The organism is Micrococcus sp. KT16, from assembly GCF_003315015.1.
Taxonomy (GTDB): Bacteria; Actinomycetota; Actinomycetes; order Actinomycetales; family Micrococcaceae; genus Micrococcus; species Micrococcus luteus.
Genome location: NZ_QNRG01000001.1, coordinates 359821 through 381182, shown reverse-complemented (window position 1 = coordinate 381182; position 21362 = coordinate 359821). Strand labels below are relative to the sequence as shown.

The window sequence follows — 21362 nt, the reverse complement described above, 5'->3', positions numbered from 1 at the left end:
CCACCGCGCACAGCACGACGGCCGCCGTCCGGATCCCTCCGGACGGCGGCCGTCGTCGTGGTGGCGGGGCGGCTCAGACCTCGTGGTCCACGCGGTGCGCGGTGGACTCGGACACCTTGCGGATCGCGGCGCCGGCGCCGCGCTGGCCGGCGACCTTCAGCAGCGCCGCGACGCCCGCGGAGATGAACGCGAAGGACAGGGCCTCGACGAGGGGCAGCGTCTCGTCGGCCGCGTCGTCCGGGGCGCTGTGGCCGGTGACGAGCCGCCAGCCGCCCGCGACCACGCGGGAGCCGACGATGCCGCCGACCAGCGTGATGCCGGCGGACAGGGCCTTCTGGACGAGCGTGTTCATGGTGCGCCTTCCGTGGTCGGGGATATCACGTGCGGTTGCGGCCGCGGCCGACGACGCCGGACGGGCCGGTCTCCAGCCTAGCCCGCGGTGGGCACCGGGTCGCCGCTGACGTGCCGGCCGGGATCGCCGTCGGCGTCCAGATGGGTCTGCAGCATGCCGGTGAGCTCGTGGTCCACGGGGATCTCGACGCCGTCGACGGCGCGCACCGGCAGGACGCCGCGCACCGAGGAGACGAGCCAGACGCCCTCCGCGCCCTGGAGGTCCGCCGGGACGAGCGGGCCGTAGCCGAGCTCCCAGCCGTCCGCGTGGGCGGCCGCGAAGATCACGGCCTGCGACGTGCCGGCGAGGATGCCCTTCTGGCGCAGCGGGGTGAGGAGGCGGCGGACGCCGTCCTCCCCGGTGCGCACGATCAGCACCGTGGAGGTGGGGCCCTCGAGCAGGTAGCCGTCCGCGCTGGTGAAGACGACGTCGTCGGCGCCGTGGTCGCGGGCGTAGCGCAGGGCAGCCATGTTCACGGCGTAGGAGAGGGTCTTCGCGCCGGTGAGCAGCCACGGGGAGCGCTCGGGGGCCTGCGAGTCGATGCCGCGGTCCAGCAGCAGCACCCGCAGCCCCCGCCGCCGCTCCTCGTCCTGGATCGCCGGGGCCGGGCTCAGCAGCGCCCACGCGGTGGGCGCGGGCACGCCGCCCGCGGCCGCGTCCGGGCCGCGGGTGACGGTCAGGCGCACGGCGAGGCGGTCCCCGGGGGCGACGTCGTTGGCCTCGGAGAACGCCCGCAGGCCCAGCGCGACGGCGGCCTCCCACGCCGCCGCCTCGGGGGCGGCCAGCTGCAGGGCGGCGGCAGACGCGGCCAGCCGGCCGAGGTGGGCTCCGAGCTTGCGCATGCGCAGGGTCCCGAGCCCGTCGGCGACGGCGAGCGCCGTCTCGAAGATGCCGTCGCCGCGCGTGACCCCCTGGTCCGTGACGCTCAGGTGCGGGACGGCCGGGTCCGCGAGCCGCGGGGCGGGGGCGCCGTCCGCGTCCGTCTCGAGCAGGACGAGGACGGGCGAGCCGGCGGCGGGGGAGAAGGCGGTGGGACGCATCCGCCCAGGATAGACGCCCGCCCCCGGCCGATCGGGGCCGGGGGCGGGCGTCAGGGAGGCGGTCAGGCCCGGTGGGCGCCACCGTCCAGGGCGGGGCCGGAGGGGTGTGCCGGGGCGTGGGCGCGCTCGAGCTGGGCGCCCTCCACGTCCACGTCCGGCATGATGCGGTCCAGCCACCGGGGCAGCCACCACGCCGCGTCCCCGAGCAGGTGCATCAGGGCCGGCATCAGCAGCAGCCGGACGACGAACGCGTCCAGCAGCACGCCGAAGGCCAGACCGAAGCCGATCGGGCGGATCATCGCGTCCTCGGCGAAGACGAAGCCGCCGAACACGGAGATCATGATGATCGCCGCGGCCATCACCACCGCGCGGCCCGAGCGCAGGCCGGACAGCACCGCCTGGCGGGCCGGCAGGCCGTGCGCGTAGGCCTCGCGCATGCCGGAGGCGATGAACAGCTGGTAGTCCATGGCCAGGCCGAACAGCACGCCGACCATGATGGTCGGCAGGAAGCTGAGCACCGGCCCTGGGTTGTGGACGCCGAACAGGGCGTCCAGCCAGCCCCACTGGTAGATGGCCACCACCCCGCCCATCGCCGCGAACACCGAGAGCATGAAGCCGCCGGTGGCGATCAGGGGCACCATGATCGAACGGAACACCAGGATCATGATCAGCAGGGACAGGCCCACCACCACGCCGAGGTAGAGCGGCAGGGCATCCGCCAGGGTGTCCGAGACGTCGATGAAGCCGCTGGTCGCCCCCGCCACACCCAGGTTCGAGGCGTCGCCGGCCGGGTCCAGGGCCCGCAGCTCGCGCACGAGATCCTCCGTGGAGACCGCGTTCGGCCCCTCCTCGGGCAGCACCTGGTACATCGCGACCGTGCGGTCCTCGTTGAAGCCCGCCGGCACCACGGCGTGCGCGTGGTCGAGGGCGGCCAGCTGCTCGCCGACGTCGAGCTGGGCGTCCGTGGCGCGCCCCTCGTCCAGGCCGGCGGGCAGGTCCACGGTGACCACGAGCGGGCCGTTGTAGCCTTCGCCGAACTTCTCGGCCGTGAGCGCGTAGGCGAGCTGGGAGTCCGAGCCCTCGGGCTCGGAGCCGCCGTCCGGCAGGCCCAGGCGCATGGACCAGGACGGCACCGCCACGAGGACGAGCAGGGCCACGGAGGCGAGCGCCGTGGCGAGGGCGGTCGGCGTGGACAGCGTGGCGCGGCGGTGGGCGCGGCGCACGGCGTGGGCGCCCTCGCCGACGGCCGGGGAGGTGTCGGTGAGCCGGGCACGCTCCCGGCGGGAGAGCACGCGCGGGCCGGCCAGGGCCAGCAGGGCCGGGGTCAGGGTGACCGCCACGAGCACGGCGACGGCCACGCAGACCGCGCCCACCGTGCCCATCAGGCCCAGGAAGCCGATGCCGGTGACGTTCAGGGCCGCGAGGGCGATCACCACGGTCACGCCGGCGAACACCACGGCGTTGCCGGAGGTGCCCGTGGCCAGCGCGATCGACTCGTGCAGGTCCGTGCCGCGCCGCAGCTCCTGGCGGTGCCGGTTGACGATGAACAGCGCGTAGTCGATGCCCACGGCCAGGCCCAGCATCACCCCGAGCACCGGGGTCACGGAGATCATCTCCACGGCGGAGGAGAACGCGAGCGCCCCGGCGGCGCCCACGCCCACGCCCACCAGCGCGTTGACCAGCGGCAGACCCGCACCCACGAGGGTGCCGAGCATGACCACCAGCACGATCGCGGCGACCACGAGGCCCACGACCTCGCCCGGGCCGAGCAGGGAGGGCACGGTGGCGTTGAGCTCCTGGGACGGATGCACGGCGACGCCGTCGATGTCCGCGCCGGTGAGGGCGCCGGTGACCGCCTCCTTGTCCTCGGCGGTCACGTCCAGGGTCGGCGTCGTGAAGGTGACGATCCCGACGGCGGTGCTGCCGTCCTCGGACACGGTGCGGAAGTCCTCCGTGAGGGCCAGGGTGCGCTCGCCACGCTCGGCCTCCACGCGGCCGTCGTCCAGCTCGGCGCGGCCGTCGGCGAGGTCAGCCTCGGCCTGGTCCAGGCGCTCCGCGCCGGCGGCCAGCTGGGCCCGGCCGTCCTCGAGCTCGGCGACGCCGCGCTCGTACTCGGCCCGGCCCTCGTCGATCTTCTGCTGCTGCGCGTCGAGCTCGGCCTCGGCCGCGTCCAGGGCCTGCTGCCGTCCCGCGGCCACCTGCTCGCGGCCGGCCTGGAGCTCGGCCTCGGACTCCTGCAGCTGCTGCCGGCCGGCGGCGAGTCGGGCGGCGCCGTCGTCGGCCTCGGCCTGGGCCGCCGCGAGCTGTTCGGCGCCCGCGTCGGCCTCGGCCTGGGCGGCCTCCAGCTGGGCGCGGGCGGCGTCGGCCTGGTCCTGACCGGCCGCCAGCTGTGCCTCGCCGGCGGCGAGCTGCGCCTCCTGGTCGGCGAACTGCGCGGCGACCTGCTCCGCCGGGATGCCGGCGGCCTCGGCCTCGGCCAGCGCGGCGTCCCGGGCCTGCTCGAGCTCGGCGCGGCCCGCGGCCAGCTGCTCGGCCTGGGCGTCGAGCTCGGCCTGCCCGGCCTCGAGCTCGGTCCACCGGGCGTCGAGCTCGGCCTGCCCGGCCTCGAGCTCCTGACGCCGCGCGTCGATCTCGGCCTGGCCGGCCTCGAGACGCTCCGCCTGCTCCTCGAGCTCGGCACGGCCGGCGTCGAGCTGCTCCTGGCCGTCGGCCACCTGCTGCTCGGCCTCCCGGAGCGGGGCCAGGGCGTCGGCCGGCAGGGCCTCCAGGCCGCGCTCCTCGAGGTCGGCGCGCGCGGCGTCGAGCTGAGCCTGCCCCTCGTCCAGCTGGGCGGCGGCCTCGGCGAGGCGCTGCTCGCCCGCGTCGGCCTCGGCCGTGCGCCGCTCGAGCTCGGCCCGGCCGTCCTCGATCTCCTGGCGTCCGTCCGCGAGGCGCTGCTCGCCGTCGGCCAGCTCGGCGCGGCCCTCGTCGAGCCGGGTGCGGGCGTCGTCCTGCTGGGCCTGGGCCTCGAACGGGTCCACGACGCCCTCCACGGCCGGCTGCTCGGCGACGTCGTCCAGCAGGGCGGTGATCTGCTCGCGCTGGGCGTCGGTCAGGGGGGAGCCGTCCTGGGTGGTGAACACGACCTGGCCCCTGCCGCGGGAGGCCTCGGGGAACTCCTCCTTGAGGCGGTCCGTGACCTGGGCGGTGGGCGTGCCGGGGATGGTGACGGTGGAGGAGAGCGTGCCGCCGAAGACGAGGAACCCGCCGACGGCGAGAGCCAGGGCGAGCACCCAGGCGAGGATCACGAGAAGGGGGCGGCGGGCGGCGCCGAGGCCGAGACGGTAGAGCAGTGTCGCCATGGGAAGGGGAGGTCTCCGTGCGCTGGGGTGGGACGCGGCCGGACGCGGCGCGCCGCCTCCGATGCTACACCTAAGCGGAGCGCACCGCCCCGGTCCCGGTGCCCGGCCGGCCCGCACGCAGACCCCGACGCCCCGACCCCTGGCGGCGCCGCCGTCAGGCGGAGGGCAGGCGCAGGATCAGGTCCGCCGCGGCACGCGGGGCGTGCCGGGCCAGGTAGTCCTCTTCCTGTGCGGCCCAGCGGTCCCAGTGCGGGGCGAAGGTCTCACCGTCCCGGGCCAGCGCCCGCGTGCGTCGCGCGGGGGTCTCGAGCTCGAGCCACACCGCCAGGTCGAGCAGCGGTCGGGCGGCGGTGCTGAGCGCGCCCACGCCTTCGCACACCACGACGTCGGCCGGTGCGGTCCCCCGCGGCGGGCCGGGTGCGGCGCGCTGCCAGTCCCACGTGGTCCAGGTCGCCGTGCCGCCCTCCCGCAGTGCGCGCACGACGGCCGGGTAGGGGCCGTCGTCGCCCACCGCGGCGGCCAGCCCGTCCCAGCCCTGGTACATGGACTCGATCTCGATCACCTCGACGCGCGCGAACGGCGCGATCCGGGCCGCGAGCGCGGCGGCGAGGACGGTCTTGCCCGACCCCGAGCGGCCGTCCAGGCCGATGAGCGCCGGTCGGGTCACGGGTCCTCCGGGGTGGGGTCCGTCAGTGCGGCGGTGGCCGCCTCGAGCACCCGCACCGCAGCCCGCAGTTCCGCGGCGGAGAATCCCTCGAGGGCGGCGCTCAGCCGCTGGGACATCGGCTGAAACGCGCGCTGTCCGTCGCGGCGGGCCGTGTCCGTGTGCTCCACCAGCACGCGCCGCCGGTCGTCCTCGTCCCGGCGGCGGCGGACGTGGCCCGCGGCGGCCAGGCGGTCCACGAGGGCGGTGGCCGAGGCCCGGGTGAGGTGCAGGTGGGCGCCGAGGTCCGAGGCCGTGACGGGTTCACCGGCCGCCGCGCGGGCCATCAGGTACGCGAGGGCTCTGAGGTCCGTGCGGTGCAGGCCGACGCCGCGGCCGGCCTGGTCGACGGCGTGCTCCGCGCTCTCGCTGAAGACGCGCATCGCGTGGACCATGGCGAGGTGCTCCGCGGGGGCGGAGGGGGGCTGCGTGGTCATGGCCGGGAGTCTAGCCAGCCCCATGGTTGTTTGATCATCGAACCATCCCCTACGCTCGGGGGCATGCCCACCGCGCCCGACCTGTCCGCCTTCCGCACCCCCGCCGCCACGGGGCGTCCCTCTCGGGGGCTGCGGCTGGGCCTGGCCGCGGCGCTCGCCGTGGTCTGGCTCGCCGTGCTCGGCCTGGGCGGCCCCGTGTTCGGCGCGATCGGCGACGTCTCCTCGAACGACCAGGCCACCTTCCTGCTGGCGTCGGCCGAGTCCACCCGCGCGGGGGAGGAGGCGGCGGCGTTCCAGGACGGTGAGGCCGTGCCCGCCGTCGTCGTGGGCCCGGCGAGCACCGCGGACCCCGCGGCCGCCTTCCCCGCGCTCGCGGACCTCGCGGGCCTGTTGGGCGAGGTGCCGGGCGTGGTCGACGTCGCCGGTCCGATCCCCTCCGAAGACGGTGCGGCGGTGCAGTTCCTGGCCTTCGTCGACTCCTCGGCCGGGGCTGAGCGACCCGTGGCCGACGTGGTGGCCGACCTGCGGGAGGTCGTGGCGGACCCGGCGGCCGCCGACCCCGCACTCGCCGGCACCGTGGCCGCGGACAGCGAGTGGCACGTGGGCGGTCCGGCGGGCCTGGTCGCGGAGCTGGGCGGCGCGTTCGCGGGGATCGACGGGCTGCTGCTGCTCGTGGCGCTCGTCGTGGTGTTCGTGATCCTCGTGGCGGTGTACCGCTCCGTCCTGCTGCCGGTCCTCGTGCTGCTGACGGCCGTGGCCGCGCTCTGCGGCGCGATCGTGGCCGTCTACGGGATGGCCCTGGCGGGCTGGATCCAGCTCAACGGCCAGGCCCAGGGCATCCTCTCGATCCTCGTGATCGGCGCGGCCACGGACTACTGCCTCCTGCTCGTGGCCCGGCACCGCGAGGAGCTGCTGGTCCGGGCGGACGTCGGGGAGGCGCTGCGGGCCGCCGTGCGCGGGTCCTTCGGCGCGATCACCGCGTCCGCCTCGACCGTGGCCCTCGCCCTGCTGAGCCTGATGGCCTCGGACCTCAACTCGACGCGTTCCCTCGGCCCCGTGGCCGCCACGGGTGTGGCGTTCGCGTGGCTCGCCGCCCTGACCCTGCTGCCGGCGCTGCTGCGGCTGACCGGGCGCGCCGCCTTCTGGCCCACGATCCCGTCCCCCGAGCGCGCGCGCCGTCGCGCGGAGCGCCGCGCCGCCCGGGGCCGGGCCTTCACCCCGCCGCGCGACGGCGCGGGCCGACCCGTCGCCGGCCTCGAGGAGGACCACGGGGTGTGGACGCGGGTGGGCGCCGTCGTCGCGCGTCGGCCCCGTCTCGTCTGGGTCGCCACGACGGTCGTGCTCCTCGCCCTCTGCGGCGGTCTGCTGCAGCTGCGCGCGGACGGCGTCGCCCAGGAGGACGTGCTGCTCGGCGACTCCGACGCCCGGCAGGCCCAGGCCCTGCTGAGCGAGCACTTCGACGCCGGCGCGGGCGCCCCCGCCCAGATCCTCGCCCCGGCCGGGGACGCGGAGGCGGTGCTCGCCGCCGTCGCGGAGGACCCCGGCGTGGCCGAGGCCGAGGTCACCGCGGACGCCCCCGAGACCGCCGCGGGCCCGCCCCCGGGCGCGCTCGAGGCACAGGGCGGGACGGGTGCCGCGTCCGCGCCGGAGCCGCAGCCCCGCGTGGTGGACGGCCGCGTGCTGGTCTCGGCCACCCTGGCGGACCCGGGCGAGTCCCTCGCCGCGCAGCAGACCGTGGCCCGCCTGCGCGACCGGCTCGAGGACCTCTCGACCTCGGGCGAGATCCTCGTGGGCGGCCCGGCGGCCCAGGCGCTGGACACGAACGTCACCACGCAGCGCGACCTGCGGGTCGTCATCCCGCTGATCCTCGCGATGCTGCTGGTCATCCTCGCGGTGCTGCTGCGCTCGCTCCTGGCACCCGTGCTGCTCGTGGCGGCCACCGTGGTCAGCTTCGGTGCGGCCCTGGGCGTCTCGGCCCTCGTGTTCCGGCACGTGTTCGGCTTCGAGGACGCCGACCCCACCGTGCCGCTGTACGGCTTCGTCTTCCTCGTGGCGCTCGGGATCGACTACACGATCTTCCTGATGACCCGGGCGCGGGAGGAGACCCCGCGGCACGGCACGCGGGCGGGCGTGCTGCGCGCCCTCACCGTCACGGGCGGGGTCATCACCTCGGCCGGCGTCGTGCTGGCGGCCACCTTCGCCGCGCTCGCGGTGATCCCGCTGATGTTCATGGTGCAGTTGGCATTCATCGTCGCGTTCGGCGTGCTGCTGGACACACTGGTGGTGCGCACGCTGCTGATCCCCGCGCTCGTCCGGGACATCGGCCCGCGCGTCTGGTGGCCGGCGCGGGCCGCCTGAGCCCGGACGGCGACAGAGGGCCCGACCGGCGGTGCGGTCGGGCCCTCCGTGCACGCGGGCGCCTCAGGGGCGCGCGGTCACTTCTTCTTCGACTTCTTCGCGTTCGAGGCCGTGGCCTTCTTGGCAGCCGACTTCTTCGTGCGAGCGCCCTGCGGGGCGGGCGCGGCCTGGTCGTCCTTCACCCGGCCCGCGGCGGCGGCCTCCGTGGCCGCACCCGCGCTGCTCAGGCGGCCGTCGTCCGTGGTCAGGAAGGAGCGCATGAACCACTGGAACAGCTCGAGCTGGGCCACCTGGTCGATGAGGATGTCCTGGGTGACCGGGTCGAGGTCCTCGGTGGCGTCGATCGCGGCGCGGTGATCCGTCACGACGCCGTCGTAGACGAGGTCCAGCGCGGCCAGGTGCTCCAGGGTCGTCGCGCGGCCCAGCGTGTAGTCGTCCCACGTGCGGGCGGCCACGAGGGCGCCCGGGGTGCCGGCGGGGGAGACGCCGAGGGTGGCGATGCGCTCGGCGACGACGTCCACCATCGCGCGGACCAGCTCGATCTGTGGGTCGAGCATCTCGTGTACGCCGATGAAGCCCGGACCCACGACGTTCCAGTGGGCGTGCTTCAGGGTGAGCTGCAGGTCGTTGAGGGCGTGCAGGCGACCCTGGAGGATCTCGGCGGTGCGGCGGCCCGTGCTCAGGGACAGGCCCGGGACGGTGTACTCGGCGGCGTTCTTCTCGGCCATGGTGGTGCTCCTTCTCCGTCGGGACGGGCGCGCCGTCGGCGACGCCCCGTGTTCCGCCATTCAACCGCGCGAGACCCGCGCGCTTCCAGGGCCCGGCGCCTGCACCGGGACGGATCAGGGATGGACCCGGGCCCCGGGAATGGATCGCGGACGGCCCGCGTTGACCCTCGCAGAAGCAGAAGTGAGTGAAGTCGACTCAGGTTCACTTGACAGTCCACCGCCCCGGTGGCAACCTGAGTCATGAAGGCTCAAGTCCCTGCGGCGCCGGTGCCCCGGCCCGCGGGTCCGGCCCCCGCTTCACCGTCAGACAGGAAGGACCCCATCATGTCCCGTGCAGTCGGCATCGACCTCGGCACCACCAACTCCGTCGTCGCCGCCCTCGAGGGTGGCGACCCGGTCGTCATCGCGAACGCCGAGGGCGCCCGCACCACCCCGTCCGTCGTCGCGTTCTCCAAGGGCGGGGACGTCCTGGTCGGCGAGGTCGCCAAGCGCCAGGCCGTCAACAACCCCGAGCGCACCTTCGCGTCCGTCAAGCGCCACATGGGCACCGACTGGACCACCGAGGTGGACGGCAAGAAGTACACCCCGCAGGAGATCTCGGCCCGCACGCTGATGAAGCTCAAGCACGACGCCGAGGAGTACCTGGGTGAGAAGGTCACCGACGCGGTGATCACCGTGCCCGCCTACTTCAACGACGCCGAGCGCCAGGCCACCAAGGAGGCCGGCGAGATCGCGGGCCTGAACGTCACCCGTATCATCAACGAGCCCACCGCGGCCGCCCTGGCCTACGGCCTGGAGAAGGGCAAGGAGGACGAGCTCATCCTGGTCTTCGACCTGGGCGGCGGCACCTTCGACGTGTCCCTGCTCGAGGTCGCCAAGGACGAGGACGACTTCGCCACCATCCAGGTGCGCGCCACCGCCGGCGACAACCGCCTCGGCGGCGACGACTGGGACCAGCGGATCGTGGACTGGCTGCTCCAGCAGGCCAAGTCCAAGGGCGCGGACCTGTCCAAGGACAAGATCGCCCTGCAGCGTCTGAAGGAGGCAGCGGAGCAGGCCAAGAAGGAGCTCTCCTCGGCCACCTCCACCAACATCTCGCTGCAGTACCTGTCCGTGACCCCCGAGGGCCCGGTGCACCTGGACGAGCACCTCTCCCGCGCCAAGTTCCAGGACCTCACCAAGGACCTGCTCGAGCGCACCCGCAAGCCGTTCGAGGACGTCATCAAGGAGGCCGGCGTCAAGGTCTCCGACATCGACCACGTGGTCCTCGTCGGCGGCTCGACCCGCATGCCCGCCGTCTCCGACCTGGTGAAGGAGCTGACCGGCGGCAAGGAGCCCAACAAGAGCGTGAACCCGGACGAGGTCGTCGCCATCGGCGCCGCGGTGCAGGCCGGCGTGCTCGCCGGCGAGCGCAAGGACGTGCTCCTGATCGACGTGACCCCGCTGTCGCTGGGCATCGAGACCAAGGGCGGTGTGATGGCCAAGCTCATCGAGCGCAACACGGCCATCCCGACCAAGCGCTCCGAGACGTTCACCACGGCCGAGGACAACCAGCCCTCCGTGTCCATCCAGGTCTTCCAGGGCGAGCGCGAGTTCACCCGGGACAACAAGGCGCTGGGCACCTTCGAGCTGACCGGCATCGCCCCGGCCCCGCGCGGCATGCCCCAGATCGAGGTCACCTTCGACATCGACGCGAACGGCATCGTGCACGTCTCCGCGAAGGACAAGGGCACCGGCACCGAGCAGTCGATGACCATCACGGGCGGCTCCTCGCTGTCCAAGGAGGACATCGACCGCATGGTCAAGGACGCCGAGGCCCACGCGGACGAGGACAGGAAGCGCCGTGAGGCCGCCGACCGCCGCAACCAGGCGGAGCAGTCCGCGTACTCCGTGGACAAGCTCCTGCAGGACAACGCGGACAAGCTGCCCGAGGACGTCAAGACCGAGGTGCAGGCCGACGTCGACGCCCTGAAGGTCGCCCTGGAGAAGCAGGACAACGACGACGAGGTCGCCGCCGCGTTCGAGAAGCTCCAGGCCTCCCAGGTCAAGATCGGCGAGGCCCTCTACGCCCAGCAGGGCGCGGAGTCGGCCGACGCCGGCGCCGAGTCCGCCGCCCCGCAGGACGACGACGAGGACATCGTCGACGCCGAGGTGGTCGACGAGGACGACGAGAAGAAGGCCTGACACCCCGGTGCCGGGGCGGGCGTCCACGCCCGCCCCGCCCGGAGGCCCACGACGCCGGCGGGCCGGCCCGGCAGCGCCCCTGCCGGGCCGGCCCGCCGGCCTTCCCGCACCACCCCCCCGCGCGGCGGACCCGCCGCGCCCACCCGCTTCGAAAGGACACACCATGAGCGCCGACCAGCAGCGTCCGCACGGCTCCTCCGATGCCGAGCGCGGCTCCGAGGAGGAGCCCATCGTGTTCAACGACCGTCGCCGCATCGACCCCGAGACCGGTGAGCCCCGGGTCTCCGCCGAGAGCGCGGCCGAGCAGGCCGAGGACGGCGACGCCCTCGCCCAGGCCGAGCGCATCCTCGACGAGGCCGGCGCGCAGGCAGGGACCGAGGCGCCGCAGCCCGCGGCCTCGGACCGCGAGGCCGAGCTCGAGACCGACCTGCGCCGGCTGCAGGCCGAGTTCGTGAACTACAAGCGTCGCGTGGACCGCGACCGCGACCTGGCCAGGGACGCCGGTGTGGTCAAGGCCGTCACCGCGCTGCTGCCGGTGCTCGACGACATCGACGCCGCCCGCGCCGCCGGCGACCTGACGGACGGTCCGTTCGCCGCGATCGCGACCAAGCTCGACACCGCCCTGGCCGGCCTCGGCCTCGAGCGCCACGACCAGGAGGCGCTGGCCGGCGTCGAGTTCGACCCGGCCGTGCACGAGGCCGTGATGCGCCAGCCGCACGCAGAGGTGCCCGCGGACCACGTGGTCCAGGTCTTCCGCAACGGCTATCTCCGGGACGGCCGCGTGCTGCGCGCCGCCCAGGTGATGGTCTCCGCCGGAGACGAGTGACCCCGTCGGCCTGCGGCCCACCCCGCCGCCGGCCGACCCCCCCTGACCGATGCACACGAGAGGAGGCACCATGGCCTCGCAGGATTGGATGGACAAGGACTTCTACGCGACCCTGGGGGTGTCCAAGGACGCCTCCGAATCGGACGTGAAGAAGGCCTACCGCAAGCTCGCCCGCACCCACCACCCGGACCAGAACCCCGGGGACGAGGCGGCCGAGAAGAAGTTCAAGGAGATCTCGGAGGCGTACGCCGTCCTGAGTGACCCCCAGGAGCGCCAGGAGTACGACGCGATCCGTGCGATGGGCGGCGGCGCCCGGTTCTCCGCCCCGGGCGGTGCCGGCGGCGGCGGCTTCGAGGACGTCTTCGGCGGCATGTTCGGCGGCGGGGGCGGCCCCCGCACCACGCAGTCCGGGCCCGACCTGTCGGACCTGTTCAGCGGGATGTTCGGCGGCGCCGCCGGCCAGACCGGCGGCTTCGGCGACGCCGGCTACCCGCGGCCGCGCCCCACGAAGGGCGCGGACCGCACCGCCACCACCACGATCTCCTTCCGCGGTTCGATCCAGGGCACCACGGTGTCCCTGCGCGCCCCGGACGGCGAGACGATCGAGGTGAAGATCCCGAAGGGCATCCGCGACGGCCAGAAGGTCCGGGCCCGCGGCAAGGGCTCGCCCGGTGCGGCCGGCCGCGGCGACCTGCTGGTCACCGTGCACGTGCGCGAGCACGAGTTCTTCCACCGGGACGGGGACGACCTGCGCATCACCGTGCCCGTCACCTTCCCCGAGGCCGCCCTCGGCGCCACGATCGAGGTGCCCACGCTGGAGCGCCCCGTGAAGGTGAAGGTGCCGGCGGGCTCCCAGTCCGGCCGCGTGCTGCGCCTGAAGGGCCGCGGTGTCGAGCGCGGGACGACGACGGGTGACCTGCTCGTGGAGCTGCACGTCACCGTGCCCACCGAGCTCGACGACGACGCCCGCGCCGCCATCGAGGCCCTGCAGTCCGCCCTGGCCGGCGACGATCCGCGGCGGGAGCTGGCCCGGAAGGCCGCCTGGTGAGCGCCCGCGACGGCGCCGCCCGCGCGGACCGGGGCCGCGAGCCGGGTCTTGACCGGAACGCCCCCGTCTTCGTGATCTCCGTGGCCGCCGAGATGGCGGACATGCACCCGCAGACCCTGCGCCAGTACGACCGGCTCGGCCTCGTGGTCCCCGCCCGCCAGGGCGGACGGCAACGCCGCTACTCCCTGGCCGATGTCGAGCGGCTGCAGACCGTGCAGGCCCTGAGCCGCGAGGGCATCTCGCTGGAGGGCATCCGCCGCGTGATCGCGCTGCAGCGCGAGGTCGAGCAGCTGCAGGACACCGTGGTCGAGCTGGCGGCCCAGGTGGACCGCCTCCACCACGCCTCCCGCCTGGCCCGCGTCTTCACCGTGGGCTCCGGCGGCGACGTCTCGGCCCGGTACGCCGACCGGATGGCCGCCCGCCGCCAGGCCGCGGCACGGACCGAGGCCGACGCCGCGGGCCAGGCCTCCCCGGGTGTCCTGCGGACGCTGCCCTCCGGCGGTGCCCGCCCCCGACGGGTCCTCACGTGGCAGCCCGAGCAGGACTGAGCCGGGCGTCGTTCGGGGTGGCCGCACGGTCCCGCGTCCGGGAGCGGCTGCGCGCCGACATGGCCCGGCGCGACGGCCTGGGCCGGCGGGCCCGCAGCGCCCTGGACGGGATCGTCCACGCCCTCAAGCCGGAGGGCATGGACCCGCACCTGCCCGCCCGGCATCTGCTGGACTACGTCCTCGACGGCCCGGACGGTCCGCGCGCGGTGGTCGCCGCGGGAGACCCCGCGACCGCCACCCACCTGACCTGGCTCGTCTCCGGCATGGGCATCCGCCCCCAGACGGCCATGTGGGGGACGGCCCGGGAGGCCGCCCACCTCGCCGCCGCCCAGCGCGCCGCCGGCGCACCCCGCCCGGTCGTCATCGCGTGGCTCGGCTACCCCGCGCCCACACCCTGGCGGGTGGTGCTCGACGGCCCCGGCCGGCGCGGCGGCGCGATGCTCGCCGCGGATGTGCGGGCCTGGTGGGAGTTCATGCGCCACGGGCCGGGGGAGGACGACGCCGCCGCCCCGGCCCTGCGCGCCCGCGGGACCGCCGTGCACGGGGCCATGGAGGCCCACTCGTACGGCTCGCTGGTGGCCGCGCACGCCCTGCGCCTGCTCGCGGACCGGGGCCTGCAGCCCGACGACGCCGAGGCCCCGTGGCCGGCCGAGCGTCCCGTCGAGGCCCTCGTGGTCTCGGGCGCGGTCGGCCTGCCCGCCGCCCTGGCAGCCCGGGCCGCGCACCTCGGCCTGCGGTCCGGACGGGTGTTCCGCGCCCTGGCCCCGGGCGACCTCCTCGCCCGGGTCGGCCGTGCGGTGGGCCGTCGTCGGGACTGGACGGACGCCGCCGTGCTGCCGGTGGCCCCGCGGCCCGGCCTGGCGGGGGCCGGCGTCCGCGGCCACCACACGGCCCGCTGGTCGCCGACGGCCCCCGGGGACGCCCCGAGGGGCTACCGGGACGCCGGGTCCGTGACGCTCGCGGCGACCGCGCGGGTGACCGCCGGCCTGCCGCTGCCGCCCGTCCCGGACGGCGCCGACCCGGCCGGGCCGGTCGCCCCGGCCTGAGCGGCCCCGTCGGGCCCCGTGCTCAGCGGCGGCGGTACGCCAGGTCGAACACAAGGCGTCCGGCCCGCTGGGACTTCGCCTCGAAGCTCGTGATCGGCCGCCCCTCGAACCGGGGCGCCCAGCCGCCTTCGTGGTCCACGGGGTCCGCGGCCGCCGCGCCGGCCCGCGCCTCACCCAGGCCGGCCCGCAGCGGGCGCTCCTCCTCGGCCGCGCGCTCCCAGCCCGCGGGCAGCGGCTGGGCGCCCACCTCGGTCTCCCTGCCCTCGCGGCGCACCCGCGTGAGCGGGGAGTCCTCGCCGGCGGCGCGCCCGGGGAAGAGGTTCTCGAACTCCGGGTGCGCCTCGAGCACCTCGCGCATCTGCACGGCGTAGCCCGACCAGTCCGTCGCCAGCCGCAGCACCCCGCCGGGGGCGAGCACCCGCGCCACGCGGTCCGCGAAGGCGGGGGAGACCAGGCGGCGCTTGTGGTGCCGCTTCTTGTGCCACGGGTCCGGGAAGAACACCCACACCTCGGCGACGGAGCCGGGCGTGAGCAGGGCGTCCAGCAGCTCGGGGGCGTTGGCCTCCACGGCGCGGACGTTCTCCAGGCCCTGCTGCTCCATGCGCGTCATGAGCGCGGCCAGGCCGGGCACGTAGACCTCGACGGCGAGCACGTTCCAGTCCGGTCGGTCGGCGGCGGCCTGCGCCGTGGACTCGCCCAGCCCGGAGCCGATGTCCACGAGCAGGGGGGCCTCGCGTCCGAACACCCCCGCCCAGTCCAGTCGGGCCTGGGCGTCCACCGAGGTGGCTCCGCGGCCGCGGGGCACATCCACGAGGACCCGCTCCGCCTGGCGGTCCCACACCGCCTGCCGCCCCGCGTTCAGGCGCGCACCGCGCCGGACGAAGGAGACCGGCTCCCGTCGGACGAGGGCGGGGTCCTTGTCCCGATTGTGGTCGTGCGCGTGGACGCGCTCGGCGGGCGGCGGGACGGCGTCGGGGTCGGGTGCGTCCGGGCGGGGGCGGGGGAGGTGCTCAGTCATCGCCCCGATCCTGCCACGGCCGTGCGTCGACGGCGCCGACCGCGGTCGCCGCCGGCGCCCGGCGCCGGGGTCAGGGGGTGCCGCTGGAGCGGTCTCCCGACGTGGGCGGCGCGGGCGCCGAGGCCGTCGTGGCGGTCGGCTCGGGCGCGGACTCGGTCGGGTCCGGCGCGGGGTCCGTGGCCGGCGCGCTCGTGGACGGACCGGACGGGCTCGGGGACGTGGGGGTCGGCGTCGCGGAGGTCGGCGACGGGTCGGGGGTGCTCGGCGTCGGACTGCCGGATCCCGTGCCCGACGGCGAGGACGAGCTGGCGGGCGACGTCGGGGAGGACGGCGTGGCCGAGCCGGTGGACGTGGGGACCGAGGAGGACGGGGCCGTGCTGCTCGGCACCGTGCTGCTCGGCACCGGGGTGGTCGCGCTGGGCGTCGGGGCCGCCGTGTCGGCGGGTGCGGACGGGGGCGGCACGGGTGCGTCGGTGGCCTCCTGCGTCCGCGAGGACGTCTCGGGCTCCGGCTCGGGGGCGGGCTCCGGCTGCTGCTCCTCGAGGGTCGGGGTGGAGCGGTCCGGCAGACGCAGGTCGGCGGGGGCGGAGGCGGCGTCCGCGGCGACGTGGCCCAGGTCGGACAGCCAGGGGGCTGCCGTGTCCCGGGGGATCCGCACCGTCAGCACACCCGCTGCGGCCGGCGCCATGGACGCCTGGTCCGCCTCGAGCATCAGGCTGCCGTCCGGCAGGAAGACCACCGCGTCCCAGACGCGACGGTTCTCCACCTGCTCCGGCGCGTCGACCGCCGAGTCCAGGCGCGAGCGGATCACGTCCGGGTCGTTGGCCATGCGCTGGCGCACCTCGGCGCGGAACGCGTCCCAGCCGTCGGAGGTGAAGAGATCGGCGGTCTCGAGCACGCGGTCCTCGCGGGCCGAGTACCAGATCACGTGCGAGGTGGACACGGAGTCCGTGCCGCGCCGTTCCGTGGCGAGCAGGCGGGCCGCGGCGATGTCCTCCGCCACGACGGCGAGCTGCGGCTGGATCTCCAGGCGCGGGTCCGCGCTGGGGTCGGTGTCCCGGCGGTACTGGTCGATCTGGGCGCGCACGGCCCCGGCCATGGCCTCCGTCCAGGCCGGCGCCCCGGGCACCTGCAGCCACGCCCCGTGGTGGTCCGGGTCCTCGCCCTCGAGCACGGCAACGCTCGCATCCGGCACCCTCTCGAGGTCGTGCGAGGGGACCTCGACCGTGAACGGGGCCATGTCCATGGACGGCAGGGCGGAGGCCGCCGTCGTGGCGGGCGCAGGCTCGGGCTGCGGCTCGGTGCGAGCACAGGCGCTCAGCGCCACCAGGGCGACGGCGGCCAGGCCGAGGGCCGCGCGGCCACGGCGGGGGGAGGGCAGGACGGGACGCATGCGATTCACTTCCGGTGGTCGGAGGACTCCAGGATGGCCTCGACGCGGGCGGCCATCTCGTCCGCTGTCGGCGGGCGCCAGTCCGGGTCGTTCCGGCGGCGGGCGTCGCGGCGCAGGCGCAGGACCACCCAGATCGCGAGGAAGGCCAGGATCAGGACCAGGACGATGTTGGAGAAGACGTCCGCGTACTCGGAGATGACGTGGAACCGCTCCCCGAGCGCGTAGCCGCCGTAGACGAAGATCGCGTTCCAGATCAAGGAGCCCAGCGCCGTGAACAGGGTGAACTTCGCGAGGTTCATCCGCTCGATGCCCGCGGGGATGGAGATCAGGGAGCGGAACACGGGGACCATGCGGCCCAGGAACACGGTCCAGTAGCCGTAGCGGATGAACCAGCGCTCGGTCTTGGCCACGTCCTCCATGTCCACCAGCGGCATGCGGTCCACGATGCGGTACATGCGGCGGCGGCCGAGCCACGCGCCGATGCCGTAGAGGGCCAGTGCGCCGACGATCGAGCCGACCGTCGCCCAGACCAGCGCGGCATGCGGGCTGAAGGCGCCGCCGGCCGCGGTGAAGCCGGCCAGGGGCAGGATCACCTCGGACGGGATGGGCGGGAAGATGTTCTCCGCGAAGACGGCCAGGCCGACGCCGATCGGGCCGACCGCCTCCATGACGTCCACGACGATGTTGCCGAGCCAGCCGTAGTCGGTGGGCGCGGCGGCGGCCACGCTCAGGGGTGTGACGAGGGGGAGCATGCGCCCCATTGTCCATCATCGACCGCCTCCGCGACGTGGTGGAGGCGCCGACGTCGTCCGCTCTGCGCGCACAGTCGCGCCTCCGGGCGGGCGGGAGCGGGCTGCCGTTGGTAGTGTCAGAGGCGCTGACCGCTCACCGACCGTTCGCGCCACACCCCACTCCACGTGCGTGCCGCGGGCCCTACTGGAAGGAAGACTCCATGAGCATCGTCCAGATTCCGCTGCGCCTGGCCTCCGGCGCGTTCATCCTGAACTCCGGCCTGAACAAGCGCGGCATCTCCGCGGAGCAGGCCCAGGGCCTGCGCGACATGGGCGCCCGCGGCCTGCCCGCGCTGGCCAACCTGTCGCCGGAGCAGTTCAAGAAGTTCCTCGTGACCACGGAGATCGGCGTGGGCTCGGCCCTGCTGGCCCCGTTCGTCCCGGGCTGGCTCGCCGGCTCCGCCCTGACCGCGTTCTCCGGCGGCCTGTTCTCCATGTACCTGAACACCCCGGAGATGACCGAGGCCGACGGTGTGCGTCCGTCCCAGGAGGGCACCGGCGTCGCCAAGGACATCTTCCTGGTCGGCTCCGGCCTGGCCATCACCGCCGACTCCGTGGCCAACCGCCCCGGCAAACGCCGCAAGGCCGCCAAGAAGCGCGCCGCCCGCATCGAGGGCGCCCGCGACGCCAAGGTGCAGGCCATCCGCGACGCCCAGGACGAGAAGGTCGCCGCGATCCACGCCGCCCGTGAGGAGCAGGTCGCCGCGCTGCGCGAGGCCCGTGACGAGCTGAAGAAGCTGCGCAAGAAGGCCTGACGCCTCCGCCGCACGCGTGAGGGGCCCCGCCCGGACCATGGTCCGGGCGGGGCCCCTCACGCATGTGCCCGCCCACCGGGCGGGCAGGCTCAGAGGTCGATCTCGGTGGGGTGCAGCACGCGGCGCAGGAAGTCCTGGGTGCGCGGCTGCTGGGGGTCGGAGATCACCGCGGCGGCCGGGCCGGCCTCCACCACGACGCCGCCGTCCATGAACACGACCCGGTCGGCCACCTCACGGGCGAAGCCCATCTCGTGGGTGACCACGAGCATGGTCATGCCGTCGCGGGCCAGCTGACGCATGATCGCCAGGACGTCGCCGACGGTCTCGGGGTCGAGGGCCGAGGTGGGCTCGTCGAAGAGCATCAGCTGCGGGTCCATGGCCAGCGCACGGGCGATCGCCACGCGCTGCTGCTGGCCGCCGGAGAGCTGGTCCGGGTAGCGGTCCTCGAGCTCGGCCAGGCCCACGCGGGCCAGCTGCCGGCGGGCGATGTCCACCGCCTCGGCCTTGCCCCGCTTGAGCACCTTGAGCTGGGCCACGGTGCAGTTCTCCAGCACGGACAGGTGCGGGAACAGGTTGAACTGCTGGAACACCATGCCCACGTGGCGGCGCAGCACGTCCAGGTCCACGTCCTCGTCCGTGACCGCGAACTCACCGACCGTGACGACGCCCGAGTCGGGCTTCTCCAGCAGGTTCACGCAGCGCAGGAGGGTGGACTTGCCCGAGCCGGACGGGCCGATCAGGCACACGACCTCGCCGGGGGCGACGTCGAGGTCGATGCCGCGCAGCACGTGGTTGGCGCCGAAGGACTTGTGGAGGCCGGCCACGTGCACGCCGGCGGCGTCCGCGGCGGCCACCGCGCCGAAGGATCCGGTGATGGGGTTCTGCTGGGCCATCTCAGTGCCCCTTCTTGGTCGAACGGGCCTCGAACCGGCGGGCCAGCAGGGACAGCGGCACGGTGATCACGAGGTAGAACAGGCCGGCCACGAGGATCGGCGTCATGCCGGCGTCGAGGGCGGAGATGCCGTCGCGGCCGAACTTGGTGAGCTCGTACTCGTGCGCGGCCAGGCCGAGCACGTAGACCAGCGAGGAATCCTTGGTCAGGAGGATGACCTCATTGGTGAGCGGCGGCAGCACGATGCGGAACGCCTGGGGGATCACGATGGTGACCATGGCCCGCCACGTCGGCATGCCGAGGGACCGGGCCGCCTCCATCTGGCCGCGGGGCACGGCCTGCAGGCCGGCACGCAGGGTCTCGGCGATGTAGGCGGCCGAGACCATGCCCAGGGCCACCATCACGACGACGGGGATCGGCCAGGACACCCCGAACGCGAAGGGCACCCCGTAGCCGAAGGCGAGGAACACCAGCAGCGCGGGGACGCCGCGGAAGAACTCGACGTAGGCGGTGGCCAGCCACCGGTACGGGCCGAACGAGCTCAGGCGCATGAGCGCGAGCACGATGCCGCCCAGGAGGCCGACGACGAACGAGGTGACCGTGTAGAACAGCGTGTTGCCCAGGCCCACGAGGATCACGTTGGGGAACATCGGGGCCACGGCGGGGAAGTTCAGGACGTTCTCGGCGAGCGTGCCCCAGTCGATGAGGACGGCCAGGACGACGAGGGCGAGGACGAAGACGGCTGCCTGGATGATCAGGGACAGCCGACGACGGCGGCGCGCGCGGCCGGGCTTCAGGGCCGGGGCGGGCGAGACGGGGGTCTGCGTGCTCATCGGTAGTCCTCCTGTGCCTGACCGAACCAGCGCTCCTGGAGCTCGGCCACGGTGCCGTCGTTGCGCAGCTCCTGCAGCGCGCGGTTCACGGCGGAGCCGAGCTGCGCCTTCTGCGGGCCGACCGCCATGCCGAGCTGCTCGCCCGTGGGCAGCGACTCGACCACCTCGAAGCGATCGTCGTCCTTGAGCGAGTAGAGCAGCACGGACTGGTTGCCCAGGGCGGCGTCCACGGTGCCGGCCTGGAGGGCCTGGATCTGCATGCCGCCGTCCTCGAACTGCACGGGGCTCAGGCCGTTCTGCTGGGCGTACTCGTCGCCGGTGGTCGCGGCCTGCACGCCGATCCGGCGGCCCTTCGCGGACTCGACGTCGGTGATGCCGGAGCCCTTCTTCGCGACCAGGACGAGGTCGTCGTCGAGGTAGGGGAGGGTGAAGGCCATGACGCGCTGGCGGGCCTCGGTGATGGAGATCGACGAGGCGTTCACGTCGCAGCCGGTGAGCGAGGCACCCGACTCGATCGCCTCGAAGGAGGAGTCGATCACGTTCACCCCGAGACCCAGCTTCTCCGCCACCGCCTCGACCAGCTGGATGTCGTAGCCGGTCAGCTCACCCTTCTCCTCGAACTCGAAGGGCGGGTAGGGGATGTCGGAGCAGACCGTCAGGACGCCGGGCTGGACGAGGCCGTACGAGGTGCTCAGGTCGTCATCGGACACGATGCCGGCGGATCCGGCGTCGCCGCCGAGGACGGCGCAGCCGGTGAGCAGCGCCGCCGACGCGGTGAGCCCCACGGCGCCGAGGAGGCGGGAGTGGATGCGGGTCATGGAGTGCCTTCTGTGCCGCCGTCGGGAGGACGGGCGTGCGGGTCGGAGGGAGCCGGCAGAGTGACGTGTTCCGCCGTGATTGGTGGTCATCGTAGTGCGTCGGGCCCGTCGCGGGCGCCGGGAGACGACTCGTCGCCGCGGAGCGAGCCGATCGACCGGTGGCCCTGCCGCGGCCCGCCCCAGCAGACGAAGGCTGGCCTCGCGCTGTGGGG

The 21362-nt window shown here is 74.7% G+C and carries 19 protein-coding genes; 7 read left to right on the top strand and 12 right to left on the bottom strand.

All coding sequences use genetic code 11. The annotated features are described in order from the left end of the window. Positions 1 to 73: 73 nt before the first annotated feature. The 5 genes from DE149_RS01785 to DE149_RS01765 form a co-directional block, all read right to left on the bottom strand. Positions 74 to 352 (bottom strand): DUF4235 domain-containing protein, encoded by a 279-nt coding sequence (locus tag DE149_RS01785; RefSeq protein ID WP_036317169.1) that lies wholly within the window; start codon positions 350 to 352, stop codon positions 74 to 76. A gap of 77 nt (positions 353 to 429) precedes the next feature. Further along, on the bottom strand, positions 430 to 1431 hold the full coding sequence (locus DE149_RS01780; protein WP_113913843.1) for an aminotransferase class IV: 1002 nt from the start codon (positions 1429 to 1431) through the stop codon (positions 430 to 432). A 62-nt stretch (positions 1432 to 1493) separates the two neighbouring features. Then, on the bottom strand, positions 1494 to 4772 hold the full coding sequence (locus DE149_RS01775; RefSeq protein WP_113913842.1) for an MMPL family transporter: 3279 nt from the start codon (positions 4770 to 4772) through the stop codon (positions 1494 to 1496). Positions 4773 to 4926: 154 nt separating this feature from the next. Further along, complete coding sequence (locus tag DE149_RS01770) at positions 4927 to 5439, bottom strand: hypothetical protein (RefSeq protein ID WP_113913841.1); 513 nt, start codon at positions 5437 to 5439, stop codon at positions 4927 to 4929. Beyond that, entirely contained in the window at positions 5436 to 5912 is a 477-nt protein-coding gene (locus tag DE149_RS01765) for a MarR family winged helix-turn-helix transcriptional regulator (RefSeq protein WP_113913840.1), read from the bottom strand. The genes DE149_RS01770 and DE149_RS01765 overlap by 4 nt, the downstream gene beginning before the upstream one ends. A gap of 63 nt (positions 5913 to 5975) precedes the next feature. Here DE149_RS01765 and DE149_RS01760 point away from each other — a divergent pair, with 63 nt between their 5' ends. Beyond that, the gene (locus DE149_RS01760; protein WP_113913839.1) at positions 5976 to 8270 is read left to right on the top strand and encodes an MMPL family transporter; all 2295 of its coding nucleotides are present in this window, start codon (positions 5976 to 5978) and stop codon (positions 8268 to 8270) included. A 77-nt stretch (positions 8271 to 8347) separates the two neighbouring features. Here the strand turns inward: DE149_RS01760 and DE149_RS01755 are convergent, their stop codons facing one another. Beyond that, positions 8348 to 8998 carry a Dps family protein gene (locus tag DE149_RS01755; protein ID WP_049146221.1) on the bottom strand — a complete coding sequence of 217 codons (651 nt, stop codon included), beginning with the start codon at positions 8996 to 8998 and terminating at the stop codon, positions 8348 to 8350. Positions 8999 to 9322: 324 nt separating this feature from the next. Here DE149_RS01755 and dnaK point away from each other — a divergent pair, with 324 nt between their 5' ends. The 5 genes from dnaK to DE149_RS01730 all read left to right on the top strand — a co-directional run bounded on the left by dnaK (position 9323) and on the right by DE149_RS01730 (position 14650). Next, positions 9323 to 11182: a molecular chaperone DnaK gene (gene dnaK / locus DE149_RS01750; RefSeq protein ID WP_113913838.1), complete on the top strand. Its 1860-nt coding sequence runs from the start codon at positions 9323 to 9325 to the stop codon at positions 11180 to 11182. A gap of 163 nt (positions 11183 to 11345) precedes the next feature. Next, positions 11346 to 12008 (top strand): nucleotide exchange factor GrpE, encoded by a 663-nt coding sequence (locus tag DE149_RS01745; protein WP_010080231.1) that lies wholly within the window; start codon positions 11346 to 11348, stop codon positions 12006 to 12008. 70 nt (positions 12009 to 12078) lie between these two features. Then, entirely contained in the window at positions 12079 to 13056 is a 978-nt protein-coding gene (locus tag DE149_RS01740; protein WP_036337106.1) for a J domain-containing protein, read from the top strand. After that, on the top strand, positions 13053 to 13604 hold the full coding sequence (locus DE149_RS01735; RefSeq protein ID WP_036337108.1) for a heat shock protein transcriptional repressor HspR: 552 nt from the start codon (positions 13053 to 13055) through the stop codon (positions 13602 to 13604). Before DE149_RS01740 ends, DE149_RS01735 begins: the two co-directional genes overlap by 4 nt. Continuing rightward, on the top strand, positions 13583 to 14650 hold the full coding sequence (locus tag DE149_RS01730; RefSeq protein ID WP_233263206.1) for an alpha/beta hydrolase: 1068 nt from the start codon (positions 13583 to 13585) through the stop codon (positions 14648 to 14650). Before DE149_RS01735 ends, DE149_RS01730 begins: the two co-directional genes overlap by 22 nt. Before the next feature lie 22 nt (positions 14651 to 14672). Here DE149_RS01730 and trmB read toward each other — a convergent pair whose 3' ends face one another. From trmB to DE149_RS01715, 3 genes are all read right to left on the bottom strand, one after another. After that, entirely contained in the window at positions 14673 to 15668 is a 996-nt protein-coding gene (gene trmB, locus DE149_RS01725) for a tRNA (guanosine(46)-N7)-methyltransferase TrmB (RefSeq protein ID WP_113913837.1), read from the bottom strand. Positions 15669 to 15738: 70 nt separating this feature from the next. Next, positions 15739 to 17061, bottom strand: a complete 1323-nt coding sequence (locus DE149_RS01720; RefSeq protein WP_113913836.1) for a hypothetical protein — start codon at positions 17059 to 17061, stop codon at positions 15739 to 15741. Between the two features lie 5 nt (positions 17062 to 17066). Beyond that, entirely contained in the window at positions 17067 to 17813 is a 747-nt protein-coding gene (locus tag DE149_RS01715; protein WP_113913869.1) for a DedA family protein, read from the bottom strand. Positions 17814 to 18013: 200 nt separating this feature from the next. On the opposite strand from DE149_RS01715, the gene DE149_RS01710 reads away from it, so the two are divergent. Continuing rightward, positions 18014 to 18607, top strand: coding sequence for a hypothetical protein (locus DE149_RS01710; protein ID WP_113913835.1), 594 nt, complete (start codon positions 18014 to 18016; stop codon positions 18605 to 18607). An 89-nt stretch (positions 18608 to 18696) separates the two neighbouring features. On the opposite strand, the gene DE149_RS01705 is transcribed toward DE149_RS01710, so the two are convergent. The 3 genes from DE149_RS01705 to DE149_RS01695 are packed head-to-tail and all read right to left on the bottom strand — an operon-like array spanning position 18697 to position 21150. Next, positions 18697 to 19500 carry an amino acid ABC transporter ATP-binding protein gene (locus DE149_RS01705; protein ID WP_113913834.1) on the bottom strand — a complete coding sequence of 268 codons (804 nt, stop codon included), beginning with the start codon at positions 19498 to 19500 and terminating at the stop codon, positions 18697 to 18699. A 1-nt stretch (position 19501) separates the two neighbouring features. Next, positions 19502 to 20332 carry an amino acid ABC transporter permease gene (locus DE149_RS01700; RefSeq protein WP_113913833.1) on the bottom strand — a complete coding sequence of 277 codons (831 nt, stop codon included), beginning with the start codon at positions 20330 to 20332 and terminating at the stop codon, positions 19502 to 19504. Next, a complete protein-coding gene (locus tag DE149_RS01695; protein ID WP_010080238.1) occupies positions 20329 to 21150 on the bottom strand; it encodes an ABC transporter substrate-binding protein in 822 nt (273 codons plus the stop codon). The genes DE149_RS01700 and DE149_RS01695 overlap by 4 nt, the downstream gene beginning before the upstream one ends. Positions 21151 to 21362 lie beyond the last annotated feature (212 nt).